The sequence below is a fragment of the Pseudomonas sp. EA_5y_Pfl2_R50 genome (genome assembly GCF_963970475.1).
Taxonomy (GTDB): Bacteria; Pseudomonadota; Gammaproteobacteria; order Pseudomonadales; family Pseudomonadaceae; genus Aquipseudomonas.
Window position 1 is genome coordinate 291348 of the sequence record NZ_CAXAPT010000002.1, and the last position, 12514, is coordinate 303861.

A 12514-nucleotide genomic window follows, 5' to 3' on the forward strand; every position below is an offset into this window, starting at 1 on the left:
TGAGGTTTTAACAATGGCTGAACGTCTGAATAACGACTTCCAGTTCATCGATGTCGGGCGCAAAGATCCGAAGAAGAAACTGTTGCGTCAACGCAAGAAAGAGTTCGTGGAAATCTACGAACCGTTCAAACCCCAGCAGTCGGCCGATCAGGCCCACCGCTGCCTGGGTTGCGGTAACCCGTATTGCGAATGGAAGTGCCCGGTGCACAACTTCATTCCGAACTGGCTCAAATTGGTGGCCGAGGGCAACATCCTTCAGGCCGCCGAGTTGTCGCACCAGACCAACACCCTGCCGGAAGTCTGCGGCAGGGTTTGTCCCCAGGATCGTCTGTGCGAGGGTGCCTGCACCCTCAACGACGGCTTCGGCGCGGTGACCATCGGATCGGTCGAGAAGTACATCACCGACACCGCGTTCGCGATGGGCTGGCGCCCGGACATGTCCAAGGTCAAACCGACCGGCAAGCGTGTCGCGATCATCGGCGCAGGCCCGGCGGGCCTCGGTTGCGCCGACGTGCTGGTGCGCGGCGGCGTGACCCCGGTGGTGTTCGACAAGAACCCGGAAATCGGCGGTCTGCTGACCTTCGGTATCCCCGAGTTCAAGCTGGAAAAGACCGTGCTGAGCAATCGTCGCGAAGTCTTCACCGGCATGGGCATCGAGTTCCGGCTCAATACCGAAGTCGGCAAAGACGTCACCATGGAGCAATTGCTCGCCGAATACGATGCCGTGTTCATGGGCATGGGCACCTACACCTACATGAAGGGCGGTTTTGCCGGCGAGGATTTGCCGGGTGTCTATGACGCGCTGGACTTCCTGATCGCCAACGTCAACCGCAACCTGGGCTTTGAAAAGTCGCCGGAAGATTTTGTCGACATGAAAGGCAAGAAAGTCGTGGTACTCGGCGGGGGAGACACGGCGATGGACTGCAACCGCACGTCGATCCGTCAGGGCGCCAAGTCGGTGACCTGCGCTTATCGTCGTGACGAAGCGAACATGCCCGGCTCGCGCAAAGAGGTGAAGAACGCCAAGGAAGAGGGCGTGAAATTCCTCTACAACCGCCAGCCGATTGCTATCGTCGGTGAAGACAAGGTCGAAGGCGTGAAAGTGGTCGAGACCCGTCTCGGCGAACCGGATGCCCGTGGCCGTCGCAGTCCCGAGCCGATCCCGGGTTCCGAAGAGATCATTCCGGCTGACGCCGTGGTCATCGCCTTCGGTTTCCGCCCGAGCCCGGCGCCGTGGTTCGAACAGTTCGAAATCCAGACCGACAGCCAAGGCCGCGTCGTTGCGCCTGAGCAAGGTCAGTACAAGCACCAGACCAGCAACCCGAAGATCTTTGCCGGTGGCGACATGGTGCGCGGTTCCGACCTGGTGGTGACGGCGATCTTCGAAGGCCGCAATGCCGCCGAAGGTATCCTCGATTACCTGGGCGTCTGATTCCATTTCAAACTGAAATGCGATCAGAAATGTGGGAGCGGGCTTGCTCGCGAATGCTTTGTATCAGTCACCTGATGTAGTGACTGGCACAGCGCTTTCGCGAGCAAGCCCGCTCCCACATTGGTTTTGGCGTGTTCAAGATATCCCGATAAATTGACTCGATAGACAAAAGGCTGACCTGCATCCGTGCCTTTTGCCTCGCGCTCTGAGAAAATGCCCGCACTTTTTTTCCGGATGCCGACATGACTGCCCTGAAGAACGACCGTTTCCTCCGCGCCCTGCTCAAGCAACCCGTAGACGTCACCCCTGTGTGGATGATGCGTCAGGCCGGCCGCTACCTGCCGGAATACCGCGCCAGCCGCGCCCAGGCCGGTGATTTCATGAGTCTGTGCATGAATCCGGAATTTGCCTGCGAAGTCACGATGCAACCGCTCGACCGCTATCCGCAACTGGACGCGGCGATCCTGTTTTCCGACATCCTCACCATTCCCGATGCCATGGGCCAGGGCCTGTACTTCGAGACCGGTGAAGGTCCACGCTTCAAGAAAGTGGTCAGCACCCTCGCTGATATCGAGGCGTTGCCGATCCCTGATCCGCACAAAGACCTGGGCTACGTGATGGACGCCGTCAGCACCATCCGTCGCGAGCTGAACGGCCGTGTGCCGCTGATCGGTTTCTCTGGCAGCCCGTGGACCCTGGCGACTTACATGGTCGAAGGCGGCTCGTCGAAAGACTTCCGCAAGACCAAAGCGATGCTCTACGACAATCCGCAAGCCATGCACTTGCTGCTGGATAAACTGGCGCAGTCGGTAACCTCTTACCTCAATGGCCAGATCATGGCCGGTGCGCAAGCGGTGCAGATCTTCGACACCTGGGGCGGCAACCTGTCGGCGGCGGCGTACCAGGAGTTCTCCCTCGCCTACATGAAGAAAATCGTCAGCGGGCTGATCCGCGAGCACGACGGTCGCAAGGTTCCGGTGATCCTTTTCACCAAGAACGGCGGCCTGTGGCTGGAAAGTATCGCCGAGGCCGGCGCCGACGCACTGGGTCTGGACTGGACCTGCGACATCGGCAACGCCCGCGCCCGTGTCGGCGACAAGGTTGCGCTGCAAGGCAACATGGACCCGACCGTGCTCTACGCCAAACCGGAAGCGATCCGCACTGAAGTCGGGCGTATTCTGGCGAGCTACGGCAAGGGCAGCGGCCACGTGTTCAACCTCGGCCATGGCATTACGCCTGAGGTTGATCCGGAGCATGCCGGTGCGTTCCTGCGCGCGGTGCACGAGTTGTCGGCGCAGTATCACGAGTGATCGCCACACAATAAAAAACGCCCGGCTTGTGCCGGGCGTTTTTGTTTGCGTGATTCAATGTCAGACACAGATCAACTGTGGGATTTATGTCAGGCCTTGACGCCACCGAGGGGCGGCAACTTCGCCAGTTTCAATGCAACCAGCAGGGCGATCAGCAGCAACGAGCCGATAAACCAACCGATCCCGTTCCAGCCGCCGAGATGCCAGAACACTCCGCCCGCCGTCCCGGCAATACTCGACCCTGCGTAATAGCTGAACAGATACAGCGACGATGCCTGGCCCTTGGCCTTGGTCGCCCGCCGACCGATCCAGCTGCTCGCCACCGAGTGCGCGCCGAAGAAACCAAAGGTGAAAATCAGCATGCCGACGATCACCAGCAACAGCGGCACAAGCATCGTCAGGGCAAGACCGGCAAACATCAACGCAATGGTCGCCCACAACACCTTGCGCCGCCCCAGTTTGTCGGCGAGCGAACCGATCTTAGCGGAGCTGTAGATCCCCGACAGATAGACAATCGAGAGCAGGCCGACGAACACCTGATCAAGGTTGTACGGTGCGGCGAGCAGGCGATAGCCGATGTAGTTGAACAGCGTAACGAACGCGCCCATCAGCACGAACGCTTCAAGAAACAGCAGCGGCAGACCGGCGTCGCGAAAGTGCATGGTGAAACCGTCGAGCAGGCTGCGCGGATGCAGTGAGCGCGAGCGGAAATTGCGTGACTCCGGGAGGATCTTCCAGAACACTGCCGCCGCAATCATCGCCAGGCCACCAATCACCAGCATCGCCGTGTGCCAGCTGACGAAGTCGATCAACACCCCGGTGATCAGGCGACCGCTCATCCCGCCAATCGCGTTGCCGCCAATATACAAACCCATCGCCAGGCCGATGTGCTGTGGATGAATTTCCTCGCTCAGATACGTCATTGCCACTGCCGCCAGCCCGCTCAGCGACAAGCCGGTCAGCGCACGCATGATCAGCACGCCTTCCCAACTCGGCATCATCGCACTGGCCATGGTGCACAGCGCCGCAGCGAACAGCGCCGTCACCATCACCGGTTTGCGCCCGACCCGGTCGGAAATCGGCCCGGTAATCAGCAGGCCGATGGCGAGCATGCCGGTGGCCACCGAGAGGATCAGGCTGCTCTGCGCCGCGTTGATGCCGTACTCGTGGGACAGCAGCGGCATCATCGGCTGCACGCAGTACAGCAGGGCGAACGTCGCAAACCCGCCGCTGAACAGCGCCAGCACCGTGCGCATGAACATCGGCGTGCCTTTTTCGATGTAGATCTCTTGCAGTTCGGCGACGACATCGTCCGCTTCAGCAGGCGGGACTTCATGGGCAAGGGGCGCGACAGCAGTTTTCACTTCAGACCTCGGAGGGCACGGCCAGGCAGGCAATGAAAAAATCATATAGCTGGCTAATGTTTCTATCCAATATATTGTTCGACCTGTTTGATAGCTCTAACGACCTAATGGGGTTTCCATGGAATTGCGTCATCTGCGCTACTTCATCGCCGTTGCCGAAGAACTGCATTTTGGCCGTGCGGCGCAGGTGCTGGGCATCTCCCAGCCGCCGTTGAGCCAGCAGATTCAGGCGCTGGAACAGGAAGTCGGTGCGCGGTTGTTCGAACGGACCAATCGTCGGGTCGAACTCAGTGAGGTGGGGCGCTTGTTTCTTGAGGAGGCGCGTCTGGTGCTGGCCCAGGTCGATAAAGCGGCGGACGTGGCCCGGCGTGCTCAGTTGGGTGAACTGGGCGAGTTGAAGATTGGTTTCACCTCGTCGGCGCCGTTCAACTCGACCATTCCGCAGGCGATATTTGCCTTTCGCCAGCGCTTTCCGGCAGTGCACCTGAACCTGCGCGAAATGAGCAGCACGATGGTCGCGGATGCGCTGGTCGATGAATCGATTGAAGTTGGCATCATGCGCCCCCTCGGTTTGCCCGATTCACTGAGCGTGGTGGAGTTGATGCGCGAGCCGTTGGTTGCCGTGCTCGGTTCCAAGCATCCGTTGGCGCAAGGCACCGAAGAAGGACTGTTCCTCTCGGCGCTGGCGCTGGAGCCGTTCGTGTTCTTTCCGCGTAGCTACGGCAGCGGGCTGTATGCGCAATTGCTGAGTCTGGCGCGCGATGCCGGGTTCAGCCCGCACTTTGCCCAAGAGGCGGGTGAGGCGATGACCATCATCGGTCTGGTCGCGGCGGGGCTGGGCGTTTCGGTGTTGCCGGCGTCCTATCAGCGGATGCGCATCGACGGCGTGGTCTATCGACCATTGCTCGATCCGGAGGCGGTGTCGGCAGTGTGGCTGGTGCAGCGCAAGGATCAGAAATCGCCGATGGCCAAAGCGTTTGTCGACCTGCTCACACGCAAGGTTGAACCATCAAGTGGGTAATGGCGACTGGCCTCTTCGCGAGCAAGCCGGCTCCCACACAAGATCTTCAGCGAAGACAGATTTTGTGTATGACACGTTCCAAATGTGGGAGCGGGCTTGCTCGCGAAGGGGGCCGCTCGCCACACTGAAAACATTCCTGAATGTCTAAGGCAACCGCACCAGATCCCCCTTCAACGCTACCCGCGTCACAAAAATCCCCGCCCGGCATTCGTAGGTATTCAGATCCTTGCGCACATGCTGGTCGTAATAACTGACGATATTGACCACCGCATTGGCCCCGACCCGCTTGGCATCGGCCTGCAACTTGATCAGGTTGGACTGCAACACCCATTCGCACGAATCATGGTCACTTTTATTGAAACCGTTGGTACTCAAATCACTGACCACCCCACGACGCAGCAACTGCTGGGTGCCCTGCGGCCCGTTGCCGATCAGATAGAATTTCACACTGCCATCCAGTCGCCCGGCGCGAATCGCGTCCGACAACACGGTTTCGAATGGCATGTACATGAGGTGGGTGGCATGGCTGGTGCCGGGTAGCAGTGCGAGGAGTGCGGCGGCGATCAGGGCTTTCACTTGCATGGTCATCTCCTTGACGATGAAAGAGAACCGCGAGTGCTCGACCGATCAGCCTCGCCGTTCTGGCCGGCGGTGTGATGGTCGGCTTCAGCGAGTGTAGATGCTGCTTGATCACCCTCAATGAAAAGGGCGCCGAAAGGCGCCCTTTGTCGTTTCTGGCGGTTACTGAACCTTCGCCAGATCACCCTTCAACGCAACGCCTGCCATAATTGCGCCCGCGTGGCATTCGTAGGTCTGCGTGTCCTTGCGCTCGTTGCTCTTGTAGAAGCTGACGATGTTGGTCACCGCATTGGCGCCGGCGTTTTTCGCCGCCTGGTGCAGGCTGATGATGGCTGACTGTGCGACCCATTCGCAGGCCTCAGTGTCAGACTTGTTGAAGGCGTTGGTTTTCTTGTTGGTCACGGCGCCGGGGCTGACAACAGTGACTTTGCCGGCCGGGGTGTTGCCGGCCAGATAGAATTTCACGCTGCCATCGATTTTGCCCGAGCGCGTCGCTTCGGCGACGGCTTTGTCGAACGGCAGGTAAACCGCAGTGTCACGGGCCTGGCTGACTGCCGGCAAGGCACAGATGAGCAGGGCGGCAGCGAGTGGTTTGAAGCGCATGGAGGTCTCCTTGACCTGGATTAATCCGGTTGCGGCCAGCGGCGGAAAATCAACGAGGTGTTGACCCCACCAAAAGCGAAGTTGTTGTTCATCACGTAGTCGTGATGCATCTGGCGGAATTCGCCGCGCAGGTAATCGAGCTTGCCGCAGTGCGGGTCGACGTCGTCGAGGTTGAACGTGTGCACGTACTGGTCGCGGTTCATCATCTCGATGCTGAACCACGACTCCAGCGCACCGCAGGCACCCAGGGTGTGGCCGAGAAAACTCTTCTGCGAGCTGATCGGCATGCGCTCGCCGAACAGGCTGCTGGTCGCCAGTGTCTCGGCGATATCACCCTGTTCCGTCGCCGTACCGTGGCCGTTTACGTAGCCGATGGCTTCAGGCATGAGGCCGGCGTCTTCCAGTGCCAGCTCCATCGCGCGACGCATGGTCACCTGCTCTGGACGGGTGGTGTGCTGGCCATCGGCGTTGCTGCCGAAACCGACGATTTCGGCGTGGATGTGCGCACCGCGCGCGAGGGCGTGTTCGAGTTCTTCAAGCACCAGCATGCCGCCACCCTCACCGATCACCAGGCCATCGCGGCCCTTGTCGTAAGGGCGCGGGCTGGTCTGCGGCGCATCGTTTTTCAGGCTGGTGGCGTACAGCGCGTCGAAGACCATCGCTTCGGTCGGGCAGAGTTCTTCGGCACCGCCGGCGAGCATCAGCGGCAGGCGGCCGAACTTGATCGCCTCGTAGGCGTAGCCGATGCCCTGGCTGCCGCTGGTGCAGGCACTGGACGTGGGGATCAAGCGCCCGGTGAGGCCAAAGAAGATGCTGATATTGGCGGCGGTGGTGTGCGGCATCATGCGCACATAGGAGTTGGCGTTGAGGCCTTCCGCCACGGAGTTGAGCAACATGTTGCCGAACGCCTTGATCTCATCGGTGCTGCCAGTGGACGAACCGCAGGCGACGCCCATGCGCCCGTCCCTGATCGATTCATCGCCGAGCAGGCCCGCGTCGGCGAGGGCCATTTCCGCTGCCCCTACCGCCAGCCGCGACACGCGGCCCATGCTGCGCAGTTGTTTGCGCGTCCAGTGCGAAGGGACGACAAAATCATCGATAGGGCCAGCCAGACGCGTGTTGAGTTCGCTGAAACGATCCCACTCGTCCATCCGGCGGATGCCGCTGCGATTGGCCGCGAAGTTGCCGACGATGGTTGCCCAGTCGCTGCCCAGCGAGGTGATGCCGGCCATGCCGGTGACGACGACGCGTTTCATCAGCACAAGCCTCCGTTGACCGCCAGAACCTGGCGGGTGATGTACGAGGCTTCCGCCGACATCAGGAAATTCACCGCAGCGGCCACCTCTTCAGGAGTGCCCATGCGTTGTGCGGGAATCATTTTCATCAGTTCTTCCACCGGCACGTTTTCGTCGAGCATTGCCGTGTCGATCAGGCCCGGCGCGACGCAGTTCACGGTGATTTTGCGCTTGCCCAGTTCAATCGCCAATGCCTTCGCTGCGCCGATCACGCCGGCTTTCGAGGCGCTGTAGTTGACCTGGCCCCGGTTGCCGATCAGTCCCGAGACCGAGGTGATGCAGACAATGCGACCGGCGGCGCGGCGGCGGATCATCGGCATCATCACCGGGTGCAGAACGTTGTAGAAACCGTCGAGGTTGGTGCGCAGGACCACGTCCCAATCGTCGTCGCTCAGCGCGGGGAACGCACCGTCGCGGGTCAGACCGGCATTCAATACAACACCGTAATAGGCGCCGTGGGCTTCGACGTCGGCTTCCAGAAGGGTTTTGCAGGTTTCGCGGTCGGCGACATCGAATTGCAGGATGCGCGCGTTGCGCCCCAGCGCTTCGACTTGCGCCTGCACGGCTTGCGCTTCGGCCATGCCGCTGCGGCAATGCAGGACGATGTCGTGTCCGGCCTGGGCCAGACGCAAGGCAATGGCGCGGCCTATGCCACGGCTGGAGCCGGTGACCAGTACTGATTCAGTCATCGTTCGACTCCTTTTTTTGTACGAGATAGTCAGCCGCCTGAGGCGGGCGGAACACGTTCAGCCGAGCACTGGCGGCGATGCCTGGCGCAGTGATATGGCATTCGAAAACACCCATGCCGTTGTCATCCTCCAGCGAGCGAAGGCCATGAATGGTCAATTTGCTGCCGGCTGGAAACGCCTCGACGTTGCACTCGAACTTGCGGGTGCCAAGGAGGAAACCCAGCTCTACCGGATTGCCTTTCTGCCGTGCGTGGCAGCCGGCGAACGCGGCAACGCTCTGCGCCATCAGCTCGATGCCCACCCACGCCGGCAGGCTGCCGTCGGGCAGGTTGAACAGGCCGTCAGGCTGGACGGTGAGGCGGGTGTAGATCTGCTCATCGTCAAAGCGCTCGATGCTGTCGATCAGGATCATGTCGCCGGCGTGGGGCAACAGCTCGGCGAGCGGCCAGTGGCTCATGGGGCGTCTCCGATAATCAGGCTGACGTTATTGCCACCGAAGGCAAACGAGTTGCTCATCAGGTAGCGCGGAGCAATGGACGTCAGGCGCTCGCTCGCGGTCACCCACTGCAGTGGCGGCAACGCGGGATCGGCCTGACCGTCCCAGACGTGCGGCGGCAAGGCGTGATCGGGGTTGTCGGCGCTCAGGCTCAGCCAGCAGAACGCCGCTTCCAGCGCGCCCGCTGCGCCGAGGGTATGGCCGGTCATCGGCTTGGTGGAAGAGCACGGCACGCCACGCGGGAACAGCGCGGCGACCGCCAGACTTTCCATGGCGTCGTTATGTGAGGTGGCGGTGCCGTGCAGGTTCAGATAGTTGATCTGTTCAGCTTGCAGGTGCGCACGGCTCAGGGCTTTCTGCATCGCTTGCAGGGCCCCGCGTCCACTCGGCTCCGGGGCGGAAATGTGGTGCGCATCGGAACTGGCACCGGCGCCGAGCAGGGCAATGGCCGGGCCGTCGCCGCGCTGTTTGCTCATCACGAACAGCACCGCCGCTTCACCGATGTTGATGCCGTCGCGGTTGGCCGAAAACGGGTTGCAGCGTTCATCGGAAACGGCTTCCAGCGACGAAAAACCATTGAGGGTCAGTTTGCACAGGCTGTCGACGCCACCGCACAGCACCGCATCGCACAGTCCCAGATCGAGCAGGCGCTGGGCGCTCAGCAAGGCCCGGGCACTGGAGGTGCACGCGGTGGAAATCACATACGCCGGGCCGCTCAGTTGCAGCCAGTCGGCGAGGAAGTTGGCCGGGGCACCGAGTTCCTGTTGGCGGTAATCGTATTGCGCCGGGAATTGCTGCTCACGAATGTAGTGCGCCAAGCCACGGCTGGCCTCGTCGATGCCCGAGGTGCTGGTGCCCAGCACGACGCCTATGCGCTCGCGGCCGTAGGTCTGAATGGCTTGGCCGATGTCATCGCGAATCTGCAACGCCGCTTCCAGCAACAGTTGATTGTTGCGACTGCTTTGAGCGATCAGTGCTGGCGGAATCGGCGCCAGTTCACCGCGTACCGCCGCCACCGGCAATGCCCGCTCCGCGACCCAGCCCGACTCACGGCGCATGCCCGAGCAGTCGCCGGCAAACAGGTTGCGGGCCACTTCAGCGGTGTCGCGGCCGAGGGCGCAGATCACGCCGAGGGCATTCAGATAAGCGGTCATGGCGTCGGCTCACTGAGCGGTGAAACGCGATAGTGCGGGCCTTGGGGCAGGTTCAATTCGAAGCTCAACGGTTGTGTGTAGCGGATGTCCCAACGTGTCGGCAGCGAACGTTGTTCGCCATGGGCCTGCGCGGAGGGGTAATTACGCAGCAGTTCGCCGGACGGGGTCAGGGCGAACAGCAGCGCGGCGAACAGCTCACGGGCCTCCGGGTTCGGTGGCAGCAGGCCATCGGCTTGCCAGCGTCCGTCGATCAGTTGCTGGCGTGCCTGAGGAATGCCCAGCGGGTCCATCATCGACCAGCGAATGCCCGAGCCTTCACGCTGGATCACCAGCAGCCAGTCCTGACGCTGTTCCGCTTGCTGGCGCTCGATGTGCAATTGCAGAGGCAGGGGCAACGTCGGGTTGCTCGCCGGCAGCGGGGCCTGGCTGGCGCAGGCACCTAACAGAAGTACCACGCCGAACACAAAGAATCGCCACACAGGGGACATTGTGGGAGCGAGCCTGCTCGCGAAGGCGCCGGCACATTCAACAGAGAGGTTGGCTGACCCACCGCTTTCGCGAGCAGGCTCGCTCCCACAGGTTATGTGTCGCATCAACGATTACCCTCAAGCGGCTTGCGCGCAACGACGTTGACCAACGTCTCTTCACGCTCACCAAACGGCTTCGGCTTGCGCAAGCCGAACCGCTCCAGCAAACCGAAATCCTTCGACCGGCTCCACCACAGGTACGGGTACGAGACGTTTTGCTCGGCAAACTCGAAACCCTGCCCTTGAATCATCTTCAGGTACTGCGCCGCACTTTTCTGCACATGCATCGGATGGCGGAACAGCCAGCGAATCACCCAGGTATCAATGTAAGCCTCGGTGGACTCGGCGAACAGCAGATAGCCCCCCGGTTTCAGCACTCGATAGAACTCGGCGAGGGCCTTTTCCTGCTCGACCAGATGGTGGAAGGTCTGGTGGCAGAACAGCAGATCGACGCTGGCGTCCGGTATATCGAGCGTCGCGCAGTCACTGCCGATCAGCTCAACGTCCAGATTCAGACGCTTTGCTTCTTCAGCGCTTAGTTCAAGGCTGTGCGGGTCGGCGTCAACGCCGATCAAACGCTGTGGCGCGAAGGTCTGGCGCAGATGGGCGAACGACTTGCCCTGGCCGCAACCGGCATCGAGCAACACCGGATTTTGCGGCAGCGACTCGCTGAACAACCCGCGCAGGTCGTTGATCGCCACGCGCAACACATGGTGTTGCCAGGTGTGGCTGCGCAGGAACCAGAAACCGAAACGGGTTTCCTCGACGTAGCTGTCGCTCAAGTAATTCATGTGGCGTCCTTTGCACAGAGTTCGGAAATCATCTTCAACCGGCGGCGCGCTTCGCTGACGAACGGGTTGCGCTCATCCCAAGCGTAACCGGCGAGGATCGAGCAGATCATCCGGCGAATGTCCGCCTGGCTGTCTTCGTAAAAAATCACGTCTTGAAACGTGCCGGCGTACCAGCCCTCGACGTAGCAGCGGAAGGTGTCGACGCCGCGCTTCAGGGGCTCGGCGAACTCGCTTTGCCAGTCGACCGTTTCGCCCTGCAACTGCCGGTGCAGCACAGCAGCGGCCATGCTCGCCGAGCGCATGGCGATGGTCACGCCGGAAGAGAACACCGGGTCGAGGAATTCTGCCGCGTTGCCGAGCAAGGCGAAGCCAGGCCCGTGCAGGGATTTCACATTGGCCGCGTAACCGCCGAGCGTGCGCGCCGGGGTGTCCCACACAGCGTTGTTCAGCACGCCGGCGAGACTTGGCGTTTCGGCGATAAAGCTGCGCAGGCAGGCGTCCAGATCGCTATCGCGACCGACGAAGTGCTCGGCGGCAGCGACCACGCCAACGGAGCAACGACCGTTGCTGAACGGGATCGTCCAGAACCACACATCGCGATGCTCCGGATGGGTAGTGACGAGGATTTTTTCGCGGTCGAATCCCGGGTTGTCGATGTGATCTTCGACGTGGGTGAACACCGCCTGGCGCACCGGGAAATTCGACGGTGCCTCCAGATCGAGCAAGCGTGACAGCACGCGGCCGTAGCCGCTGGCGTCAAGGACGAAATCCGCTTCGAGGCGATACTCGCTACCGTCCTCGCGACGCACATCCAGTTGCGGTTTGGCCCGGTCGAAATCGACGCTGACGATGGCATCGCCGTAGCGGATTTCAACACCTTGCAGCGTCGCTTGATCGGCTAGCAGTTTGTCGAAATCGGCGCGCTGCACCTGGAACGTGGTCGGCTTGCCATCGGTAAAGGTGTCGCTGAAATCGAAGGCGCTGTAGCGCTCGCCCCAGGCAAATGCGGCACCGGTCTTGCGCTGGAAGCCGGCGGCGTTGACGGCGTCGAGCATGCCGGCTTCTTCGACAAAATCCAGGCAGTGACTGAGCAGGCTTTCGCCGATGGAAAAACGTGGAAAGTGCTGGCGCTCGATGACCAGCACATTGTGGCCCTTGCGCTTGAGCAACGCAGCGGCGATGGCGCCGGAGGGGCCTGCGCCGATGATCACGACCTGACGGGATTCCATTTCAACGATTGGCACGCGAGCTCC

The 12514-nt window shown here is 61.3% G+C and carries 13 protein-coding genes; 3 read left to right on the forward strand and 10 right to left on the reverse strand.

The window, feature by feature from the left end:
* Positions 1-13 precede the first annotated feature (13 nt).
* Entirely contained in the window at positions 14-1432 is a 1419-nt protein-coding gene (locus tag AACY19_RS04550) for an FAD-dependent oxidoreductase (protein WP_007909438.1), read from the forward strand.
* 242 nt (positions 1433-1674) lie between these two features.
* Positions 1675-2742 (forward strand): uroporphyrinogen decarboxylase, encoded by a 1068-nt coding sequence (hemE, locus tag AACY19_RS04555; RefSeq protein WP_008077242.1) that lies wholly within the window; start codon positions 1675-1677, stop codon positions 2740-2742.
* A gap of 89 nt (positions 2743-2831) precedes the next feature.
* On the opposite strand, the gene AACY19_RS04560 is transcribed toward hemE, so the two are convergent.
* Positions 2832-4106 carry an MFS transporter gene (locus tag AACY19_RS04560; RefSeq protein ID WP_339448359.1) on the reverse strand — a complete coding sequence of 425 codons (1275 nt, stop codon included), beginning with the start codon at positions 4104-4106 and terminating at the stop codon, positions 2832-2834.
* Positions 4107-4224: 118 nt separating this feature from the next.
* On the opposite strand from AACY19_RS04560, the gene AACY19_RS04565 reads away from it, so the two are divergent.
* Positions 4225-5127 (forward strand): LysR family transcriptional regulator, encoded by a 903-nt coding sequence (locus AACY19_RS04565; RefSeq protein ID WP_339448361.1) that lies wholly within the window; start codon positions 4225-4227, stop codon positions 5125-5127.
* A gap of 144 nt (positions 5128-5271) precedes the next feature.
* Here the strand turns inward: AACY19_RS04565 and AACY19_RS04570 are convergent, their stop codons facing one another.
* The 9 genes from AACY19_RS04570 to AACY19_RS04610 all read right to left on the reverse strand — a co-directional run bounded on the left by AACY19_RS04570 (position 5272) and on the right by AACY19_RS04610 (position 12505).
* Positions 5272-5709, reverse strand: a complete 438-nt coding sequence (locus tag AACY19_RS04570; RefSeq protein ID WP_339448363.1) for an excinuclease — start codon at positions 5707-5709, stop codon at positions 5272-5274.
* Positions 5710-5868: 159 nt separating this feature from the next.
* Positions 5869-6309 carry an excinuclease gene (locus tag AACY19_RS04575; RefSeq protein ID WP_339448365.1) on the reverse strand — a complete coding sequence of 147 codons (441 nt, stop codon included), beginning with the start codon at positions 6307-6309 and terminating at the stop codon, positions 5869-5871.
* A 20-nt stretch (positions 6310-6329) separates the two neighbouring features.
* Positions 6330-7565 (reverse strand): beta-ketoacyl-ACP synthase, encoded by a 1236-nt coding sequence (locus AACY19_RS04580; RefSeq protein ID WP_339448367.1) that lies wholly within the window; start codon positions 7563-7565, stop codon positions 6330-6332.
* Positions 7565-8293 carry a 3-oxoacyl-ACP reductase FabG gene (fabG, locus tag AACY19_RS04585; RefSeq protein WP_339448369.1) on the reverse strand — a complete coding sequence of 243 codons (729 nt, stop codon included), beginning with the start codon at positions 8291-8293 and terminating at the stop codon, positions 7565-7567. Before fabG ends, AACY19_RS04580 begins: the two co-directional genes overlap by 1 nt.
* Positions 8286-8750: a hotdog family protein gene (locus AACY19_RS04590; RefSeq protein ID WP_339448371.1), complete on the reverse strand. Its 465-nt coding sequence runs from the start codon at positions 8748-8750 to the stop codon at positions 8286-8288. The genes fabG and AACY19_RS04590 overlap by 8 nt, the downstream gene beginning before the upstream one ends.
* Entirely contained in the window at positions 8747-9943 is a 1197-nt protein-coding gene (locus tag AACY19_RS04595) for a beta-ketoacyl-[acyl-carrier-protein] synthase family protein (RefSeq protein ID WP_339448373.1), read from the reverse strand. Before AACY19_RS04595 ends, AACY19_RS04590 begins: the two co-directional genes overlap by 4 nt.
* Positions 9940-10536 carry a hypothetical protein gene (locus AACY19_RS04600; protein WP_339448375.1) on the reverse strand — a complete coding sequence of 199 codons (597 nt, stop codon included), beginning with the start codon at positions 10534-10536 and terminating at the stop codon, positions 9940-9942. Before AACY19_RS04600 ends, AACY19_RS04595 begins: the two co-directional genes overlap by 4 nt.
* Complete coding sequence (locus tag AACY19_RS04605) at positions 10536-11261, reverse strand: class I SAM-dependent methyltransferase (protein ID WP_339448377.1); 726 nt, start codon at positions 11259-11261, stop codon at positions 10536-10538. The genes AACY19_RS04600 and AACY19_RS04605 overlap by 1 nt, the downstream gene beginning before the upstream one ends.
* Positions 11258-12505, reverse strand: coding sequence for an NAD(P)/FAD-dependent oxidoreductase (locus AACY19_RS04610; RefSeq protein ID WP_339448379.1), 1248 nt, complete (start codon positions 12503-12505; stop codon positions 11258-11260). Before AACY19_RS04610 ends, AACY19_RS04605 begins: the two co-directional genes overlap by 4 nt.
* Between the last annotated feature and the right edge of the window lie 9 nt (positions 12506-12514).

Excerpts from the sequence above, each read along its gene's own strand:
- AACY19_RS04550 (WP_007909438.1), top strand. The coding sequence starts at position 14 with ATGGCTGAACGTCTGAATAACGACTTCCAGTTCATCGATGTCGGGCGC.
- hemE (WP_008077242.1), top strand. The coding sequence starts at position 1,675 with ATGACTGCCCTGAAGAACGACCGTTTCCTCCGCGCCCTGCTCAAGCAA.
- AACY19_RS04565 (WP_339448361.1), top strand. The coding sequence starts at position 4,225 with ATGGAATTGCGTCATCTGCGCTACTTCATCGCCGTTGCCGAAGAACTG.
- AACY19_RS04570 (WP_339448363.1), bottom strand. The coding sequence starts at position 5,709 with ATGCAAGTGAAAGCCCTGATCGCCGCCGCACTCCTCGCACTGCTACCC.
- AACY19_RS04575 (WP_339448365.1), bottom strand. The coding sequence starts at position 6,309 with ATGCGCTTCAAACCACTCGCTGCCGCCCTGCTCATCTGTGCCTTGCCG.
- AACY19_RS04580 (WP_339448367.1), bottom strand. The coding sequence starts at position 7,565 with ATGAAACGCGTCGTCGTCACCGGCATGGCCGGCATCACCTCGCTGGGC.
- fabG (WP_339448369.1), bottom strand. The coding sequence starts at position 8,293 with ATGACTGAATCAGTACTGGTCACCGGCTCCAGCCGTGGCATAGGCCGC.
- AACY19_RS04590 (WP_339448371.1), bottom strand. The coding sequence starts at position 8,750 with ATGAGCCACTGGCCGCTCGCCGAGCTGTTGCCCCACGCCGGCGACATG.
- AACY19_RS04595 (WP_339448373.1), bottom strand. The coding sequence starts at position 9,943 with ATGACCGCTTATCTGAATGCCCTCGGCGTGATCTGCGCCCTCGGCCGC.
- AACY19_RS04600 (WP_339448375.1), bottom strand. The coding sequence starts at position 10,536 with ATGCGACACATAACCTGTGGGAGCGAGCCTGCTCGCGAAAGCGGTGGG.
- AACY19_RS04605 (WP_339448377.1), bottom strand. The coding sequence starts at position 11,261 with ATGAATTACTTGAGCGACAGCTACGTCGAGGAAACCCGTTTCGGTTTC.